This is a genomic window from Streptomyces sp. NPDC030183 (genome assembly GCF_055573455.1).
The window spans coordinates 73,777-91,065 of the sequence record NZ_JBVIBK010000019.1; the positions used below are offsets into that span (position 1 = coordinate 73,777).

Genomic DNA, 17,289 nt, shown 5'->3' on the forward strand with positions numbered 1-17,289 from the left:
AAGCCGTACCGCCACCACGTCGGCGACGGCCGCCTCCCGTCCGGAGAAGCCGTACCGCCACCACGTCGGCGACGGCCGCCTCCCGTCCGGAGAAGCCGTACCGCCACCACGTCGGCGACGGCCGCCTCCCGTCCGGAGAAGCCGCATCGCCACCGCGTCGGTGACGGCCGCCCTCCGTGCCCGGAAGCCGTACCGCCACCACTGGGCGACGGCCGGGTTCCGGTTTCGGGAGCCGTGCCGTCACATCGCCGGCCGCCGTGCCCCGTGCGAAGGCGCGGCCGCCGTTCCGCCGGGCAGGAGCGGATGCCGGCCCGGGGGGCCCGGATGAACCCCACGCCGCCACGTTCCGACCTGTACGCGTCCGTTTCCGCCATCCCAAATGAACCATCACTGGCTCCAAGGTGAACTCTGGGCGACGAGTGTTCGAGGTCGCCCTTCGAGTGCTGTGGGGATGTCCGACCTCGTGCCTAACCTGGATGCATGGACGTGAACGCGGCGGTCGCCGCAGCGGCAGCGATCGCCGGTGTGCTCACCGGTGTCATCGCCATGCTGGCGTTCCGCTTCAGCGAGCGCGAGCAGAAGCGTCCGACCAGGACCTCCCTGCACACTGACCCGGTGCTGCCGCCCGGCGTGGACACCGTGCTCTCCGTGCTCCGCTCCTCCGCCGTCGTGCTCGACGAGGGGGACGCCGTCGTCAAGGCGAGCTCGGCCGCGTACTCCCTGGGGCTGGTCCGTGGCGGCAAGCTCGCCATCGAACCGATGCTCCAGATGGCGCGCGACACCCGCCGGGACGGCGAGATACGGCAGGTCGAGCTGGACCTGCCCCGGCGCGGCACCGGTCGCGGCGACGCCCTCGCGGTCTCCGCGCGCGTCGCCCCGCTGGGCTCCCGGCTCGTGCTGCTCCTCGTCGAGGACCTCACCGAGGCCCGCCGCATAGAGGCGGTACGGCGCGACTTCGTCGCGAACGTGAGCCATGAGCTGAAGACCCCGGTCGGCGCCCTGTCCCTCCTCTCGGAGGCCGTGATGGGCGCCAGCGACGACCCGGAGGCGGTGGAACGCTTCGCCGGGCGGATGCAGATCGAGGCAACCCGGCTCACCAACCTGGTGCAGGAGCTCATCGACCTCTCCCGCGTGCAGAACGACGACCCGCTGGAGGACGCCGAGCCCGTACGGGTGGACGAGCTGGTCGCCGAGGCCGTCGACCGCTGCCGCCACCAGGCAGGCACCAAGCAGATCACCATCGCCGCCGGCGGCACCGCCGCGCTGAAGGTCTGGGGCCACCGCGGCCAGCTCGCCGCGGCCCTCGGCAACCTCGTCGAGAACGCCGTCAACTACTCCCCGGCCCGCACCCGCGTCGGCATAGCCGCCCGCAGGGTGTCCGCGCCCGGCGGGGACCTCATCGAGATCTCCGTGACCGACCAGGGCATCGGCATCTCCGACAAGGACAAGGAGCGCATCTTCGAGCGCTTCTACCGCGTGGACCCGGCCCGTTCCCGCCAGACCGGCGGCACGGGTCTCGGACTCGCGATCGTCAAGCACGTGGCGGCCTCGCACGGCGGGCAGGTCACGGTGTGGAGCTCCGAAGGCCAGGGCTCCACTTTCACCCTCAGGCTGCCGGAGGCGGGCGCGTCCCGCGACCGCGCCACGCACCACCCGGACCTCGACGACGACGAGGACGGACAACCGCACAACGAGTCATCCCCGTACGAATCGCATCCCGCCCCGGAGGTCCTTCCGTGACCCGAGTGCTCGTCGTCGAGGACGAGGAGTCCTTCTCCGACGCCCTGTCCTACATGCTCCGCAAGGAGGGCTTCGAGGTCGCCATCGCGACCACCGGGCCCGACGGACTCGACGAGTTCGAGCGCAACGGCGCCGACCTCGTCCTCCTCGACCTGATGCTGCCCGGCCTGCCCGGCACCGAGGTCTGCCGGCAGCTGCGCAACCGCTCCAACGTCCCGGTGATCATGGTCACGGCCAAGGACAGCGAGATCGACAAGGTCGTGGGCCTGGAAATAGGAGCCGACGACTATGTCACCAAGCCGTTCTCGTCCCGCGAGCTCGTCGCCCGTATCCGGGCCGTACTGCGCCGGCGCGGCGAGCCCGAGGAGGTCACCCCGGCCGCGCTGGAGGCCGGTCCGGTCCGTATGGACGTCGACCGTCACGTGGTCACCGTCTCCGGTTCCAAGGTCGACCTCCCCCTCAAGGAGTTCGACCTGCTCGAAATGCTGCTGCGCAACGCGGGCCGCGTGCTGACCCGCATGCAGCTCATCGACCGCGTCTGGGGCGCCGACTACGTGGGCGACACCAAGACCCTCGACGTCCACGTCAAGCGCCTCCGCGCCAAGATCGAGCCGGACCCGGGCGCGCCCAGATACCTGGTCACCGTCCGTGGTCTCGGCTACAAGTTCGAGCCGTAAGCCGTAAGCCGTAAGCCGTAAGCCGTAAGCCGCAACGCGCAAGCCGTAAGCGTGTAAGCCGCAACGGCAAGCCGCAACGCGCAAGCCGTAAACCGGAGAGCCGGCGAGCCATCGGGGCCGGCCCGTCCGAACGACGCCGAAGGGCGGCACCCCCACACGGGGTGCCGCCCTTCGGCGTACGTCGGGTGTACGGCGCTCAGTGGCTGGAAGCCGCCTCGGACTCGGAGGCGGACGGCGAGCCGGAGGAACCGGCGGCGGCGCCCTCCTCCTCGGCGGTGCCGTCCTCCGGCGAACCGGAGGCGGACGGCGAGCCCGATGCCTTGTCGGACGGGCTGGGGCTGGTGACCGGGGCCTCCGGGATGTCGCTCGGGCCCCACTTCTCGAAGTAGTGCTCGGCCGGGACCACGAAGGCGCGCAGGCTCACGTCACCGGTCTCGCTGAAGGTGAAGGTGATCTTCTGGGCGTTGCCGTTCCGCACGGCGGAGCCGATGTCCGACAGGACGGCGGAGGCGTTGCCCTCGCCGCCGAGGATGACCCGGCCGCCGGCCGGTACGACGACCTTGCCGCCCTTGCCCTCGCCCTTGACCGGGGTGATCTTGGCCTCGCCGGCGCCGTCCACGGCGACGGAGTCCAGCGTCTGGTCGGTGGTGGAGCTGTTGAACAGGGTCGCCGAGACGACCGCGGGGCCCTTCGCGGCGGCGTCCGGCTGGGTGACCACGATCGCGTTCTGGATCTTGATGTCCCCGACGGTCGTCGCCGCGTTGTCCGGCTTGACCTGGAGCGTCTGGGCGTTGCTGCCGGCGCTGCACGCGGCGAGCGAGGCGATCGAGAACGCGAGGGCGGCGGCGGCGAGTGCGCCGCGTCGAAGGCTGCTGCTCACGGCGGCGGCAACTCCTTGAACGTGGGCGATACGTGATCGGTAGCGGGCTTAGGTTACCGAGCCGCCCGGTCGCGGCCGCACCCGACCCTCCCCAAGTGCCCGGCGCGTCACCGGAAGCAATTCCGAGGACGGCCCACGCGCGCGCTCGCCCGGCATTCACATAACCCCCGCCGATCCCTTCCCGGCCGCCGCTCGATTTCCGCCGAGAATGCGTACGGCCGCGAAAAACCGATCAGCCGCCAGAAGCTCCGGAACCCCTCCGGAACCCCTCCGGAAGCGCTCCGGAACCGCCGCGGAACCCCTCCGGAACACGATCCGGTAACGGCGTGACATCTCCGGGAGATCGAAGTTCTTGATCAATTCCGGAAACGTCTCGTACCCGACTCCGCCCACCGAACGGAGTAACGGAAGTCGCACACTTGGAGGCGGACAAAGTAGGACGTTCGGACAGTCGAGGACCCCTCCGGATGCGTGTAACGTACGCGTTTCACTCCGCCCGGAGAGCCGCTCCGACCTGCGAATACCCACTACCGTTCGCCCCTCGCAGCACGTTCCTGTTGCTGTTGTCAAGCCCCGAGATATGCCCTGACCTGCGAAAACGCCATTCAGAACACGCCGTATCCGTGTTACCCTGGATAGCCACGGAAGGGGTACCTGTCACATGACGTTCAAGGTTGGCGACACCGTGGTCTATCCCCATCACGGGGCCGCGCTGATCGAGGCCATCGAAACTCGCCAGATCAAAGGCGTGGACAAGACCTACTTGGTGCTCAAGGTCGCCCAGGGTGACCTGACGGTGCGCGTGCCGGCGGACAATGCGGAGTTCGTGGGTGTGCGTGACGTGGTCGGTCAGGACGGCCTGGACCGGGTCTTCGAGGTGCTGCGCGCACCGTACGCCGAAGAGCCCACGAACTGGTCGCGTCGCTACAAGGCAAACCTGGAGAAGCTCGCCTCCGGCGACGTCATCAAGGTCGCGGAAGTAGTCCGTGACCTGTGGCGTCGTGAGCGCGAGCGCGGACTGTCCGCCGGCGAGAAGCGCATGCTCGCCAAGGCCCGCCAGATTCTGGTGAGCGAGCTCGCCCTCGCGGAGAACACCAACGAGGACAAGGCCGAGGCCCTGCTGGACGAGGTCCTCGCGTCCTGAACTGACTGAGGCAGGCAGCCAGCCCGCTCAGCCGCTCAGCGCAGCACAGTAAATGCCGCGGTGCCCGATGACGTAGGTAATGTCGCCGGGCGCTGCGGCATGTTCGTACCCGGCCACGGAACCGGATGCCGTACGACGGGGTGGAGTCCCCGATACTTAGCGTGCCGGGCCCGGGCAGCTGACTCGACCAGATGTCACGGAAGGGGTCCGGTCAAGATGTCGCGCCCGGCACGCTGTGGCCATACCCACGTAGGCCGAGCACACAAACCTGACAGGAACCGATGTCTGACGATTCGCGTCCTTCGCCTTCCGCGACCGGCGCCGGAGCCCGTACGGCAGCCGTGATCCCGGCCGCCGGTCGGGGCGTACGCCTCGGTCCGGGCGCCCCCAAAGCACTTCGGGCGCTGAACGGCACCCCCATGCTCATCCACGCGGTACGGGCCATGGCCGCGTCCCGTGCCGTCTCCCTCGTCATCGTGGTGGCACCGCCCGACGGTGCCGCCGAGGTCAAGTCCCTGCTCGACGCGCACGCGCTGCCCGAGCGGACCGACTTCCTCGTCGTGCCCGGCGGTGAGTCACGCCAGGAGTCCGTACGCCTCGGCCTCGACGCGCTGCCCCCCGGCTACGACATCGTGCTGGTGCACGACGCGGCGCGCCCGCTCGTCCCGGTCGACACGGTCGACGCCGTCATCGAGGCCGTACGCGACGGGGCGCCCGCCGTGGTGCCCGCGCTGCCCCTCGCCGACACGGTCAAGGAGGTCGAGCCGACGGCCGCGCCGGGCACGCCGGAGCCGGTCGTCGCCACCCCGGAGCGGGCGCGGCTGCGGGCCGTGCAGACCCCGCAGGGCTTCGACCGGGCGACCCTGGTGCGGGCGCACGAGACGGTCACCGGCGAGGTCACCGACGACGCGAGCATGGTGGAGCGGCTCGGCCTGCGCGTCGTGGTCGTGCCCGGGCACGAGGAGGCGTTCAAGGTGACCCGCCCGCTCGACCTGGTCCTCGCGGAGGCGGTCCTCGCCCGCAGGAGGCTGAACGATGGGTTCTGAGACGCACCCGACCCCCGCGGTGGTCCTGCCGCAGGTCGGCATCGGCACCGACATCCACGCCTTCGAGGAGGGCCGGGAGCTGTGGTGCGCCGGGCTGAGATGGGAGGGGGAGGGGCCGGGCCTCGCCGGGCACTCCGACGCGGACGTGGTGGCGCACGCCGCGTGCAACGCCCTGTTCTCCGCGGCGGGCCTCGGTGACCTCGGGCAGCACTTCGGCACGGGCCGGCCCGAGTGGTCCGGGGCGTCCGGGGTGACCCTCCTCGCGGAGGCCGCGCGCATCGTCCGGGACGCGGGATTCGTCATCGGCAACGTGGCGGTACAGGTGGTGGGGCCGCGACCGAAGATCGGCAAGCGGCGGGACGAGGCGCAGAAGGTGCTGTCGGAGGTCGTGGGAGCGCCGGTGTCCGTCTCCGGAGCGACGACGGACGGGCTGGGGTTCCCGGGCCGCGGCGAGGGCCTGATGGCGGTCGCCACGGCGCTGGTCGCGAGGGTCTGAGCGCGGCCTGGCTCGGGGCCGCGGGGTGCGTTGGCGACTGCGGGTCCATGGGGGATTTCTCGCGCAGTTCCCCACGCCCCTGAAGGCATGGGCCTGCGGTCCGGCCTTCATCGGGTGGCGCCCTTTAACAGCACGGGGCGCCGCCCCGGGCGCTTTTCAGGGGCCCGGGGAACCGTGCGAGAAACCCCCACGGACCCGCACCCGCCGACGCACACGCACCCCCGAGCTACAGGGCGCCCGGCCCGGCGGCGTGGCCATGTGTCACGAAATCGTGGCCCTTCGCCCCGATCGGCGCAGCGCACTCGCGGTTGCCCACTACCCTGGAGGCGTGACTATTCGCCTGTACGACACCAGCGCCCGGCAGATTCGTGACTTCGACCCCATCACGCCGGGTTGCGTCTCGATCTACCTGTGTGGTGCCACCGTGCAGGCGGCCCCGCACATCGGCCACATCCGCTCGGGGCTCAACTTCGACATCATGCGTCGGTGGTTCGAGTACCGCGGGTACGCCGTGACGTTCATCCGGAACGTCACGGACATCGACGACAAGATCATCGCGAAGTCGGCCGACCAGGGCCGCCCCTGGTGGTCGATCGGCTACGAGAACGAGCGCGCCTTCAACGACGGCTACCAGGCGCTCGGTTGCCTGCCGCCGACCTACGAGCCGCGTGCCACCGGGCACGTGACCGAGATGGTCGAGATGATGCGCGGGCTCATCGAGCGCGGCCACGCCTACGAGGCCGACGGCAACGTGTACTTCGACGTGCGGTCGTTCCCGGAGTACCTGCGGCTGTCCAACCAGGAGCTGGACAACCTGCTCCAGCCGTCCGGCGAGGGCGAGACCGGCAAGCGCGACCCGCGTGACTTCGCCATGTGGAAGTCGGCGAAGCCGGGCGAGCCCACCTGGGAGACGCCCTGGGGCCGGGGCCGGCCGGGCTGGCACCTGGAGTGCTCCGCCATGGCGCACAAGTACCTGGGCAGCGAGTTCGACATCCACGGCGGCGGGCTGGACCTGATCTTCCCGCACCACGAGAACGAGATCGCCCAGGCCAAGGCCTTCGGCGACACGTTCGCCCGGTACTGGGTGCACAACGCCTGGGTCACCATGAGCGGCGAGAAGATGTCCAAGTCGCTGGGCAACTCGGTCCTCGTGAGCGAGATGGTCAAGCAGTGGCGCCCCATCGTGCTCCGCTACTACCTGGGCACCCCGCACTACCGGTCGATGATCGAGTACAGCGAGGAGGCCCTGCGCGAGGCCGAGTCGGCGTTCGCGCGTATCGAGGGCTTCGTGCAGCGGGTCGTCGAGAAGGCGGGCGGGGTCGTCGAGCCCGCGGCCGAGGTGCCGCCGGCGTTCGCCGAGGCCATGGACGACGACCTGGGGGTGCCGCAGGCGCTGGCCGTCGTGCACACCACGGTCCGCCAGGGCAACAGCGCGCTGGCCGCCGACGACAAGGAGGCCGCAGTCGCGCGCCTCGCCGAGGTGCGGGCCATGCTCGGCGTCCTCGGTCTCGACCCCCTCGACGCCCACTGGGCCGGCGAGGGCGGCGACCGCGGCGAGGATCTGCACGGCGTCGTGGACAGCCTGGTCGGTCTGGTCCTCCAGCAGCGCGAGGCCGCCCGCGCCCGCAAGGACTGGGCCACCGCGGACGCCATCCGCGACCAGCTCAACCAGTCGGGCCTGGTCATCGAGGACAGCCCCGACGGTCCGCGCTGGACGCTCGGTCCGCGCTGACCCGCGATCACCTTGATCGATTGTGCCGCCCGGCCTTCCGGGCGGCACACTGCATAGACGAGACTTCAATGACGTACACGCGCATGTGTACGAACGCTTCCAGGAGACGGGTAGGTCATGGCCGCTAACAACCGCCGCATGTCCGGCAAGAAGGGCGCGCAGGTCGGCAGTGGCGGCCAGCGACGCAAGGGGCTCGAGGGCAGGGGCCCGACGCCGCCCGCCGAGATGCGCAAGGGGCACAAGAAGAACCGCATCGCCAACGCCAAGGCCAAGCAGACGGCGCGCCGCCCCGTGGTGCGCGGGCGCGGCGGCAAGGGCACCTCGGAGATGGTCGTCGGCCGCAACCCGGTCGTCGAGGCGCTGCGGGAGGGCGTGCCCGCCACCACGCTCTACGTCCAGCAGTTCATCGACAACGACGAGCGGGTGCGCGAGGCGCTCCAGCTCGCCGGTGAGCGCGGCGGCATCCACCTCATGGAGGCGCCCCGCCCCGAGCTGGACCGCATGACCAACGGGCTCAACCACCAGGGCCTCGTCCTCCAGGTCCCGCCGTACGAGTACGCGCACCCCGAGGACCTGGTCGCCGCCGCGTTCGACGAGGGCGAGGACCCGCTGATCGTCGCCCTCGACGGGGTGACCGACCCGCGCAACCTCGGTGCCGTCGTCCGGTCGGTCTCCGCGTTCGGCGGCCACGGTGTCGTCGTACCCGAGCGGCGCGCGGCCGGGATGACCGCCGGCGCGTGGAAGACGTCCGCCGGTACGGCCGCCCGTACGCCCGTCGCCCGCGCCACCAACCTGACGCGCGCGCTGGAGGCTTACAAGAAGGCCGGTGTCGTCGTGGTCGGTCTGGCCGCGGACGGCGAGGCCGAGGTGGGCGAGCTGGAGGCCCTGGAGGGGCCCGTCGTCATCGTCGTCGGCAGCGAGGGCAAGGGCCTGTCGCGGCTCGTCGGGGAGACCTGTGACTTCCGGGTGCGGATTCCGATGCCCGGTGGCGCGGAGTCCCTGAACGCCGGTGTCGCGGCGGGAGTTGTGCTGTACGAGGCGGCTCGGCGCCGGGGCTGACAGGGCCCTCAACTGGGGGTTCGGGGTGTTCGCGATCACCTTGACGCGGTCCGGACAGATCGGCGCGGTCAAAGCAGTGTCCTAACGACACGTCACTCGGTTAGATGAGTGTGGACACCAGAACACCCCGCACACCCACGGGGGACCGCTCGTCGGGATTCGACGACGCTCCCGCGCTGAGCATGGTGAAGGTGCCGAGCGATCCGGCGCAGGTCATCGTCAACCACGCGAGTTTCCGCGTGCAGTTGGGCGCCTCCACGCGGGCGTCCCCGCGGATCGCACGGCACCTGAGCGCCGGCGAGGACACCGCGCGCATGCCCGTCGTGGGCACGGCGGTGCGCTCCGGCGCGCCCGCCGCCGGGCGTCGGCGCCCGGTCGTCTGGAGCGGGAAGTCCGCGCCGGACGACACCGGGGCCCACCGCCTCCTCCAGGCCGTCAGGGACGCCGGCGCCACCCAGGTCATCCCGCGCGTCGGCGTCACGGAGACCGACACCGGCGGATACGGCGCCGACACCGGCGGATACGGCGCCGAAAGCGTCCGCTACGGCGCCGACGGCGCGCGGTACGGCGCGGAAAGCGCGCGTTACGACGCCGACTTGACGGTGGAGACGGTCGAGACGCCCATCGTCGGCAGCCAGCGCACCCACGGCGACCACGCCGTCCCCGACGGCACCCGGCTGCTGCCCGCCATGCGCCAGGTCGGCAGCGCGTACGACGAACCCGGGTACGCGGTCCGGGACGACCACGCCGACGAACGGTTCGCCGACGCGTACGACGACGGCGACACGGACGACGAGCGGACGCGGCGCCGCTCCGGCAACGAGCCGGTGCGGCACGGCTATTACCCCGGCCGCCGGATGAACCTGGGCGTGGTGCTGCTGCCGCTGCGGGTCTTCCTCGGCTTCATCTCCATCTACGCCGGCATGGGCAAGCTCTGCGACCCGCACTACTTCGACGGCGGCAAGCGCGGCTCCATGGTGAAGTGGCTCAACACGCTGCACCCGTGGGACGTCGCCGAGCCGCTGCGGCAGTTCGCCCTCGAACACCCGGTCGGCTCCGGGCTCGTCATCGCGTTCGCCCAGGTCATCGTCGGTGTTCTCACCATCCTCGGACTGTGGCAGCGGGTCGCCGCCGGGTTCGGGGTGCTGCTGTCGGCCGCACTGCTGGTGACCGTCAGCTGGAAGACCGTCCCCGTCTACGAGACGCCCGACATCATCTACCTCGCCGCCTGGTCCCCGCTCGTCATCGCGGGCGCGCCGGTGTACTCCGTCGACGGGCGGCTCGCGGGCGGCGCCTGGCGCACGCTCGGGCCGCGCGCCGACATCTGGGAGCTGCGGCGGTACGTGCTGCGCCGGGGCGCCCTCGTCGCCGCGATCGTCGTCGGTCTCACCCTGCTCGTCGGGTCGGTGCTCGGCGGGGCGGTGCGGGACGCCGACCGGATCGTCGTCCCCGGGCCCGGGGAGGCGCCGCGCAACGAACTGCCCGGGTCGCCGCTGCCGGGTGAGCCCGGCAAGAGCCGCAAGGAGCGGCGCAGCCCGTCCGCGTCCAACTCGCCGAGCGCCGGGGCGACGTCGGCGAGCCCCACGCAGGGGGCCACCACGACGCCGGACGCGACGCAGGACGCGGGCGCGGCCACCGGGCAGCCCAGCCAGACGCAGGGCACCGCGGGGCAGGCCCCGCCGCAGCAGTCCGCTCCGGTCGAGCAGGCGCCGACGAGCGCGGGGCCGACGTCCAGCGGCGGTGCGGGTGCCTCCGGCGGGACGACCGGGGGGTCGGGTGGCTCCAACGGGAGTTCCGGGGGCAGCTCCTCCGGTGGGCAGCCGGGGCTGGTCGGAGGGTTGCTCGGGTAGGTCCTGTCGCCTTTCGAGGCGGTGAGACGGGCCCCGCGGGGATTTTCCTGCGGGGCCCGTTCCGTGTGTTCGGGTGTGTTCGGTGTGTTCGGTGTCGCCTGGCAGCTCGGGGGTGCGGGGCGTCGGCGGCCGCTGGGCCCGCCGTGGCTCGTCGCGCGGTTCCCCGCCCCTTTGGGGGGTGAGCCCCTGGTGACGACAGGGCCTAGCGGCCCAGGGTGGCCAGTTCCCTCGCTGCTTCCGTCAGGTCCTTCGCCGTGTCGATCGCCCGCCAGTAGGCGCCCTGGGGGATGGGGAAGCCGGCCAGGCGGCGTTCCCGGGCGAGGCGGGGGAAGGTGGTGCGTTCGTGGTCGCCGCGTTCCGGGAGGAGGCCCGCGAACTCGGGGGAGAAGACGTAGACGCCGGCGTTGATCTCGTACGTCGTCGGCGGGGCCTCGATGAAGTCGGTGACGCGGCCGAAGCCGTCGGTCTTGACGGCGCCCCAGGGGATACGGGGACGGGCGAGGGCGAGGGTGGCGACGGCGTCGCGCTCGGTGTGGAAGTCCGCCATGTCGCGCAGCGAGAAGCGGGTCCAGATGTCGCCGTTGGTGGCGTACCAGGGCCGGTCGGGGTGGGGCAGATGCGCGGCGGCGTACTTGAGGCCCCCGCCGCGGCCCAGGGGTTCCGTCTCGACGACTGTGGTGACGCGGACGGGCAGGTCGGCCGAGTCCAGCCACTTCTGCAGGACGTCGGCGAGATGGCCGCAGGAGACGACGACGTCGGTGACGCCCTCCTCGGCGAGCCAGGCGAGCTGATGGCCGATGATCGGGGTGCCCGTGCCGGGGATCTCGACCATGGGCTTCGGCCGGTCATCGGTGTACGGGCGCAGCCGGGAGCCCTGGCCACCGGCCAGGACCACGGCTTGAACGGGGCGCGACGCGGCGTTCGGATCGGTCATGCCCGAACTGTACGTGGCGCCCCGTTCGCGGGAGCACGGCCCTGGGTGATCGGTATCGGGTGATCGTTGCCGGGGGAGCGGACCGGGGGTGCGAGCGCCCTGGGCGTCCTGGAGCTCCTCCGTGTTTCTGCGAGCCCGTTGGCGGGCCCTCAGTGTTCGTGTGTGCCTTGCGGCGGTCCTCAGCCGTGCAGGGCGGCGACTCCGGTCGCGAAGGAGGTGTCGCAGACGGGGCGGGCGTACGACTGGGCCCGGGTGGGGCCGTACGCACGGACCGCGGCGCGGCCGAGGGCGCGGGCGATGGATGTGCAGTGCTTCGCCAGCGACGGGCGGCCGTTGACGGCCTGCTGGAGGTGGGTGAGGGCGACGCCGGGGTTCTTCTCCTGGAGCTCCACGAGGAGCTTGTCGCGCAGCAGCTCGTGCGGGGCGCGGGCCTTGGCGCGGGGGGAGGTCCGCTGGGCGGAGACGTCCGACGCGGCGAGGATCGACTCGGAGGGGTCGGAGCCCGACCAGTTGACGCTGGTGACCGCGAGGGTGCCGGAGAGCACCAGGACGACGGGCAGGACGAGGGCGAGGGAGCGGCCGATGCGGCGGGCGGGGCCGGGGCCGCGGCGCGTCCGTTGGGCGTAGGTGTGGGTGTGCTTCACGCGAGTGAGGGTAGCGCGGGGTAGTGATATGGCGACATTAGGTCACCGATACGGGGGACGCCGCAGCGCCGCTTTCCAGGTGGCGCGTTGACGCACACGGGTCGAAATGAGCCGGTTTGCCGGGGTAGTTGAGGGCATGGAAGAGGGCCCCGCAGGCTGTCTGCGGGGCCCTCTTCGTCAACCTGGGTGATTTATCCCGGGCCGGTGGTTTCGCGGAGGTGCTGTCCGGGTCAGTCGGAGAGGCGCTCGCCGGTGGAGGTCGAGAACACGTGGGTCTCGCCCGGACGCGGCACGACGTGCAGCTGGGCGCCCTTCTCCGGGACCTGGCGGCCGTTGACGCGGACCACGAGGTCCTTGGTCTCGCCGCCGACCTCGGCGGTGCCGTAGACGTAGCCGTCGGCGCCGAGCTCCTCCACGACGTTGACGGTGACGGCGAGGCCGGCCGGGGCGTCGTCGGTGTCCTTCGTCAGGGCGGAGGCGGCGGCGCCGTTGTGCTCGACCACGTCGAAGTGCTCGGGGCGGACACCGACGGTGACCGTGCGGTCGCCCTTGTCGGAGGCGGCCTTCAGGGCGTCGCGGTTGACCGGGACGACGCTGTTGCCGAACTTCACGCCGCCGTCGGTGATCGGGACCTCGACCAGGTTCATGGCCGGGGAGCCGATGAAGCCGGCGACGAAGAGGTTGGCCGGGCGGTCGTACATGTTGCGCGGGGTGTCGACCTGCTGGAGCAGACCGTCCTTGAGGACCGCCACGCGGTCGCCCATCGTCATGGCCTCGACCTGGTCGTGGGTGACGTAGACGGTGGTGATGCCGAGGCGGCGCTGGAGCGACGCGATCTGCGTACGGGTCGAGACGCGGAGCTTGGCGTCGAGGTTCGACAGCGGCTCGTCCATGAGGAACACCTGGGGCTCACGCACGATGGCGCGGCCCATGGCGACACGCTGGCGCTGACCGCCGGAGAGGGCCTTCGGCTTGCGGTCCAGGTACTCGGTGAGGTCGAGGATCTTGGCGGCCTCTTCGACCTTCTGCCGGATCTCCGCCTTGTTGACGCCGGCGATCTTGAGGGCGAAGCCCATGTTGTCGGCGACGGTCATGTGGGGGTAGAGCGCGTAGTTCTGGAACACCATGGCGATGTCCCGGTCCTTCGGCGGCAGGTGCGTGACGTCGCGGTCGCCGATGCGGATGGCGCCGCCGTTGACGTCCTCCAGGCCCGCGAGCATGCGGAGGGAGGTGGACTTGCCGCAACCGGACGGTCCGACCAGGACGAGGAACTCGCCGTCCTCGATCGCGATGTCGAGCTGGTCGACGGCGGGCTTGGTGGAGCCCGGGTAGATCCGGGTCGCCTTGTCGAACGTGACAGTGGCCATGGGTCGTAGACCCCCTTCACCGGCAGGAACGTGCCGGACGATCCGAGTAAAGGTGGTGATCCACCGGGGACGGTTCCACGGTGGTGTAGTCCATGCGAGGGACTGGCTCAGGACGGTACCTGGCGTTCACCTCGTCTGTCAGTACCTCGACCCCTGTGAACTTCGCGGAAATTTTCGACGGTCCCGCGCCCTGACGTGGGTACACTGCACGGGCGCCCCCGCGCGGGGCGACGCCTCCTTAGCTCAGCTGGCCAGAGCAACGCACTTGTAATGCGTAGGTCGTCGGTTCGAATCCGACAGGGGGCTCCGAGAAACCCCAGGTCAGATAGCCGCTGACCTGGGGCTTCCTGTTACTCGGGGCGTGACGCGTCACACGGCCGGGGCGCTGCGAGATGGCTTGCGTGAGCGATGCGTGAGCGGAGCGGTCCGGCGCCCTACTTCCGGGGCTTCTTCCGCTTGGCCTTCCCCTTGGCCCTGGTCGCGGCTTTCGCCTTGTCCTTGGCCTTCCTGGCGGCCTTCGCTGCCTTGCGGGCGGCCTCCTCCGCCGCGGTCTTCCGCTGAAGCGGGACCAGCTTGGCGGTGGCCTCGGCTGCGTTCTTGCCGACCTGGGCAGGACGCTCTGGTAGATGTCCCGCGTGATCCGGGTGTCGCTGTGCCCGAGCCTGTCCGAGACGATCTTCACGTCGATGTCGGCGGCGAGCATGAGCGTGGCCGCGCCGTGGCGGAGGTCGTGCAGCCGGATCGGCGGGAGCCCGGAGGCGGCAACGAGGCGCTCGAAGAGGTCGGTCACCGTCCCGGGGTGCAGCTAGGAGCCGTCTTCCTGGGTGAAGACGAGCCCGGTCTCGACCCAGGCTGTTCCCCACTCCTCGCGGTCCGCCACCTGCTGCTTGCGGTGCCGCTGCAGCACGCCGACGGTGTCGTCGTCCAGGGCCACGACGCGGAACCCGCTGTCGGTCTTCGGTTCGGAAGCCTCGACTTCCCACCCGTCCTGGATGAGTTGGCCGGTGACGGTGAGGGAATGCCGGTCGAGGTTGGTCTCCGACCATGGCTGGCCGCATGTGAAGTCGAACGACTCCACGCCCTGCTCCGCGTGCCGCAGATGCACCAGCCGCCCACGATCGAGCAGGTCATGGGCACCAAAACGCTCGCTCTGCTGCGGCAGTTCAATGCGGCCTGCGCCAGCGCCGACGACCTGGAAGCAGCCACCACCGCCGCCTTCGCCACCCACGAGGACGCCGAGATCATCACCAGCTTCCCCGGCCTCGGTGCCCTCACCGGCGCCCGCGTCCTGGCCGAACTCGGCGACGACCACACCCGCTTCACCAGCCCACGCGCACTCAAGGCATACGCCGGATCCGCCCCCATCACCCGATCCTCCGGACGCAAGACCACCGTCCTGGCCAGACACATCAAGAACCAGCGTCTCGCCTCAGCCGGCTACATATGGGCCTTCGCCGCACTCACCGCTTCCCCCGGAGCACGAGCCCACTACGACCGCCGCCGCGCAGCCGAAGACCGACACGTCGCAGCCCAACGCAACCTCTTCAACCGCCTACTGGGCTGCCTGCACCACTGCCTCACCCACCGCATCCCCTACGACGAGCAGACCGCCTTCCCCAACACCGCTTGACTGATCAAACGCATCGGATGTCTGTCTCCGCCCCACTCCAGCCCGGCCGCCGCCCGTGCCGCACGGCAGGCGACCACTTGAGTGGCAGGGCATACGGCGTCGTGGCAATGAGCCAAGTCAACTGGCTTGGGAATCCCTGGCGGTTCAAGCCTGCAAGGGCATGGCCCGAGTCATGTTCACTCACACCCAAGAAGCGTTAGGCCGAGATGGCGTGTGGGAGGGCAAGCGCAGCAACATGTACCCACCCCTCAAACAAGGCAAGCCGTGCGCCGAGACGCAGCCGACCTTGAAGCTTATGTAGAGATGCGATCATGGGGGGACTGATGAAACGATTGTCTTGCCTAGGGGAATTCACCGACCTCTTCTCGCCCAAGCAGTTCAGGGCCGGCGGTGACCCATCTGAGTGGCTCCCCTGCATCTCTATGTGCCGGCCAATATGAGCGGACCAGCGCCCGCTGCGAGGTTGGCCTCGGGAAAGGGCAAGAGATCATGAAGGCATTTCTGACATTCCCGTCGCGCCGATTGGCGATCAGCTCCCTCGCAGCTGGTGCCCTGGCCTGTAGCCCTCTGCTCACCCCTGAGGTATCTGCGGCCGGTGACTCGCTGGCGGCGCCCCGCCTCACCAAGGCCGCGCCGTGTGAGTACGTAAACGGGGTGGCGAATGGAGGTCAAACTGTAGGCGGTAAGCCTCCCCGCTGGAAGTTTGACAAGAGCCCGTCCCTGGGCACGCAGTTCAGCCGATGCGGGGACTCAGTTAGTTTCTATATCGGCGGTTACTGGTCGGCCAGCTACTACAAGGTCTCTTGGAGCATCAACTGCCCCTCACGGACCTCCGAGCAGAAGTACAAGACGCCAGGCGGTAGGCAGGTGGTGAGCAGGGTCACCCTGGCGGCGGCGCACTGCACAAACATGCGCGGCGATCCCTACAACACATACTCGGTGAAGGTAGCTGCTTGCTACCGCCACAACCCTCCCGCAGCAACCACCTGCACTCGTTGGTCGCCAGAGGTGCTGTTGACCTACTTCACGTACCCCTAGCTTGACTGAAGTGACAGGAAGCGGACGGCGGGCCCTGGGGGTGGGCGGGCATTGACCCTACTGGGTGTCTTCCTGGGCCCGCGCCCGCTGGGTCGCCTCATACTCTGCTTGCGGACGGAGGGTGATCCGGCGGCCCACGTCCGACTTGCTGTTGCGGGTGCACTGCTCCCGGGCCTTGCATTCCCTCCAGTGGCTGGTGGTTTTGCCGTTGGGGCAGGTCACCCGCCGGTTGTCCCAGTCGATGGTGAAGTCGGCCTGTGAGAAGCCGCCGCCGTCCTTGGTCTGCCAGCTGGTGGACGCGAGGATCGGGCCCACCAGGTCGACCTTGTGGTCCTGGCGGGCGGTGACCACTTCCCGGGCTGTCGCGTAGCCAGCGTCGACCAGGTGCCAGCCGGGCAGGAGGTCGCGCTCGGCGAGGTGGGCATGGATCGGGCCGACCAGGCGTACGTCCTGGACGGTGGAGTCGGTGGTGGTGACGTGTGTGATCAGGTTCGGGCTGTCCGGCTCGCGGGTCTCGGTGAGGTGGACTTTGTAGCCGTCCCGGAAGATGCCGCGCTTCACGCTCCCCCGCGCGTCCGTGTCGGTCCTTGAGGTCACGGCGGCGGACCTGCCCGTCGTCCACGACGTAGTGCTGTATCCACATCTGCCGCAGGGTCTGCACCCGGTCAAGCAGCCGCAGGGACGTGGGGGCATCCGGTGTGTGCAGGACCGCCAGCAGGCTCAGCCCGTCGGCGCCGATCTGCTCGATCAGCTCTGTCTGCTTGGTCTTGCCCTTGGGCAGGCGGGTGTCTTCGAACCGCATTGCGTACCGGTCGAACCAGTCGGACGGAGCCCGGCGGGCCAGCCACTCCGGCTCGCAGGCGGCCACGCTGTTCAGCGCGGCCCGCAGGGTCTCACCGAGCCGTACCAGCCCGTTGATCTGCAGCGCGGCGGACAGCACGATCGTGGAGTCCGTGCGCGCACGGCCGGTCGAAGCCGGCATCGGCGAGCTCCAGACCCAGCAGGTACTCGACCAGAACCGTCCCGGGCGGGGGTGGAGTTCCGTCCGGCGG

At 70.3% G+C, this 17,289-nt stretch carries 13 protein-coding genes, 1 tRNA gene and 2 pseudogenes; 10 read left to right on the plus strand and 6 right to left on the minus strand.

Going from position 1 to position 17,289, the window contains the following annotated elements:
• Positions 1-480 precede the first annotated feature (480 nt).
• Both phoR and phoP read left to right on the plus strand, forming a co-directional pair.
• Positions 481-1,740, plus strand: a complete 1,260-nt coding sequence (gene phoR, locus ACZ4Z2_RS23235; protein ID WP_468078564.1) for a two-component system sensor histidine kinase PhoR — start codon at positions 481-483, stop codon at positions 1,738-1,740.
• Complete coding sequence (gene phoP / locus ACZ4Z2_RS23240; RefSeq protein WP_020140130.1) at positions 1,737-2,417, plus strand: two-component system response regulator PhoP; 681 nt, start codon at positions 1,737-1,739, stop codon at positions 2,415-2,417. Before phoR ends, phoP begins: the two co-directional genes overlap by 4 nt.
• Before the next feature lie 196 nt (positions 2,418-2,613).
• Here phoP and ACZ4Z2_RS23245 read toward each other — a convergent pair whose 3' ends face one another.
• Positions 2,614-3,297 (minus strand): copper chaperone PCu(A)C domain-containing protein, encoded by a 684-nt coding sequence (locus ACZ4Z2_RS23245; RefSeq protein WP_468078565.1) that lies wholly within the window; start codon positions 3,295-3,297, stop codon positions 2,614-2,616.
• Between the two features lie 661 nt (positions 3,298-3,958).
• Between ACZ4Z2_RS23245 and ACZ4Z2_RS23250 the strand changes: the two genes are divergently transcribed.
• The 6 genes from ACZ4Z2_RS23250 (at position 3,959) to ACZ4Z2_RS23275 (ending at position 10,624) form a co-directional block, all read left to right on the plus strand.
• Entirely contained in the window at positions 3,959-4,441 is a 483-nt protein-coding gene (locus ACZ4Z2_RS23250; protein ID WP_003953493.1) for a CarD family transcriptional regulator, read from the plus strand.
• Positions 4,442-4,722: 281 nt separating this feature from the next.
• On the plus strand, positions 4,723-5,487 hold the full coding sequence (gene ispD / locus ACZ4Z2_RS23255; RefSeq protein ID WP_468078566.1) for a 2-C-methyl-D-erythritol 4-phosphate cytidylyltransferase: 765 nt from the start codon (positions 4,723-4,725) through the stop codon (positions 5,485-5,487).
• Positions 5,477-5,983, plus strand: coding sequence for a 2-C-methyl-D-erythritol 2,4-cyclodiphosphate synthase (gene ispF / locus ACZ4Z2_RS23260; RefSeq protein ID WP_468078567.1), 507 nt, complete (start codon positions 5,477-5,479; stop codon positions 5,981-5,983). Before ispD ends, ispF begins: the two co-directional genes overlap by 11 nt.
• Before the next feature lie 328 nt (positions 5,984-6,311).
• Positions 6,312-7,715 carry a cysteine--tRNA ligase gene (gene cysS / locus ACZ4Z2_RS23265; protein WP_468078568.1) on the plus strand — a complete coding sequence of 468 codons (1,404 nt, stop codon included), beginning with the start codon at positions 6,312-6,314 and terminating at the stop codon, positions 7,713-7,715.
• Positions 7,716-7,832: 117 nt separating this feature from the next.
• Positions 7,833-8,774 carry a 23S rRNA (guanosine(2251)-2'-O)-methyltransferase RlmB gene (rlmB, locus tag ACZ4Z2_RS23270; protein ID WP_468078569.1) on the plus strand — a complete coding sequence of 314 codons (942 nt, stop codon included), beginning with the start codon at positions 7,833-7,835 and terminating at the stop codon, positions 8,772-8,774.
• Positions 8,775-8,878: 104 nt separating this feature from the next.
• The gene (locus ACZ4Z2_RS23275; protein WP_468078570.1) at positions 8,879-10,624 is read left to right on the plus strand and encodes a DoxX family protein; all 1,746 of its coding nucleotides are present in this window, start codon (positions 8,879-8,881) and stop codon (positions 10,622-10,624) included.
• Positions 10,625-10,826: 202 nt separating this feature from the next.
• On the opposite strand, the gene ACZ4Z2_RS23280 is transcribed toward ACZ4Z2_RS23275, so the two are convergent.
• From ACZ4Z2_RS23280 to ACZ4Z2_RS23290, 3 genes are all read right to left on the minus strand, one after another.
• Positions 10,827-11,558 (minus strand): nucleotidyltransferase family protein, encoded by a 732-nt coding sequence (locus ACZ4Z2_RS23280; protein WP_468078571.1) that lies wholly within the window; start codon positions 11,556-11,558, stop codon positions 10,827-10,829.
• A 179-nt stretch (positions 11,559-11,737) separates the two neighbouring features.
• The gene (locus ACZ4Z2_RS23285; protein WP_468078572.1) at positions 11,738-12,202 is read right to left on the minus strand and encodes a hypothetical protein; all 465 of its coding nucleotides are present in this window, start codon (positions 12,200-12,202) and stop codon (positions 11,738-11,740) included.
• Positions 12,203-12,432: 230 nt separating this feature from the next.
• A complete protein-coding gene (locus tag ACZ4Z2_RS23290) occupies positions 12,433-13,569 on the minus strand; it encodes an ABC transporter ATP-binding protein (protein WP_468078573.1) in 1,137 nt (378 codons plus the stop codon).
• A 232-nt stretch (positions 13,570-13,801) separates the two neighbouring features.
• Between ACZ4Z2_RS23290 and ACZ4Z2_RS23295 the strand changes: the two genes are divergently transcribed.
• Positions 13,802-13,875, plus strand: a tRNA-Thr gene (locus tag ACZ4Z2_RS23295).
• Between the two features lie 128 nt (positions 13,876-14,003).
• On the opposite strand, the pseudogene ACZ4Z2_RS23300 reads toward ACZ4Z2_RS23295, so the two are convergent.
• Positions 14,004-14,626, minus strand: a pseudogene (locus ACZ4Z2_RS23300) (site-specific integrase); the annotation flags it as partial.
• Positions 14,627-14,629: 3 nt separating this feature from the next.
• Between ACZ4Z2_RS23300 and ACZ4Z2_RS23305 the strand changes: the two are divergent.
• Positions 14,630-15,199 (plus strand): annotated as a pseudogene (locus tag ACZ4Z2_RS23305) (transposase); the annotation flags it as partial.
• 1,095 nt (positions 15,200-16,294) lie between these two features.
• Here the strand turns inward: ACZ4Z2_RS23305 and ACZ4Z2_RS23310 are convergent.
• Positions 16,295-16,834, minus strand: a complete 540-nt coding sequence (locus tag ACZ4Z2_RS23310; protein ID WP_468078574.1) for a transposase — start codon at positions 16,832-16,834, stop codon at positions 16,295-16,297.
• Positions 16,835-17,289 lie beyond the last annotated feature (455 nt).

Excerpts from the sequence above, each read along its gene's own strand:
- ACZ4Z2_RS23290 (WP_468078573.1), bottom strand. The coding sequence starts at position 13,569 with ATGGCCACTGTCACGTTCGACAAGGCGACCCGGATCTACCCGGGCTCC.
- ACZ4Z2_RS23250 (WP_003953493.1), top strand. The coding sequence starts at position 3,959 with ATGACGTTCAAGGTTGGCGACACCGTGGTCTATCCCCATCACGGGGCC.
- ispF (WP_468078567.1), top strand. The coding sequence starts at position 5,477 with ATGGGTTCTGAGACGCACCCGACCCCCGCGGTGGTCCTGCCGCAGGTC.
- rlmB (WP_468078569.1), top strand. The coding sequence starts at position 7,833 with ATGGCCGCTAACAACCGCCGCATGTCCGGCAAGAAGGGCGCGCAGGTC.
- ACZ4Z2_RS23275 (WP_468078570.1), top strand. The coding sequence starts at position 8,879 with ATGAGTGTGGACACCAGAACACCCCGCACACCCACGGGGGACCGCTCG.
- phoR (WP_468078564.1), top strand. The coding sequence starts at position 481 with ATGGACGTGAACGCGGCGGTCGCCGCAGCGGCAGCGATCGCCGGTGTG.
- ispD (WP_468078566.1), top strand. The coding sequence starts at position 4,723 with ATGTCTGACGATTCGCGTCCTTCGCCTTCCGCGACCGGCGCCGGAGCC.
- ACZ4Z2_RS23280 (WP_468078571.1), bottom strand. The coding sequence starts at position 11,558 with ATGACCGATCCGAACGCCGCGTCGCGCCCCGTTCAAGCCGTGGTCCTG.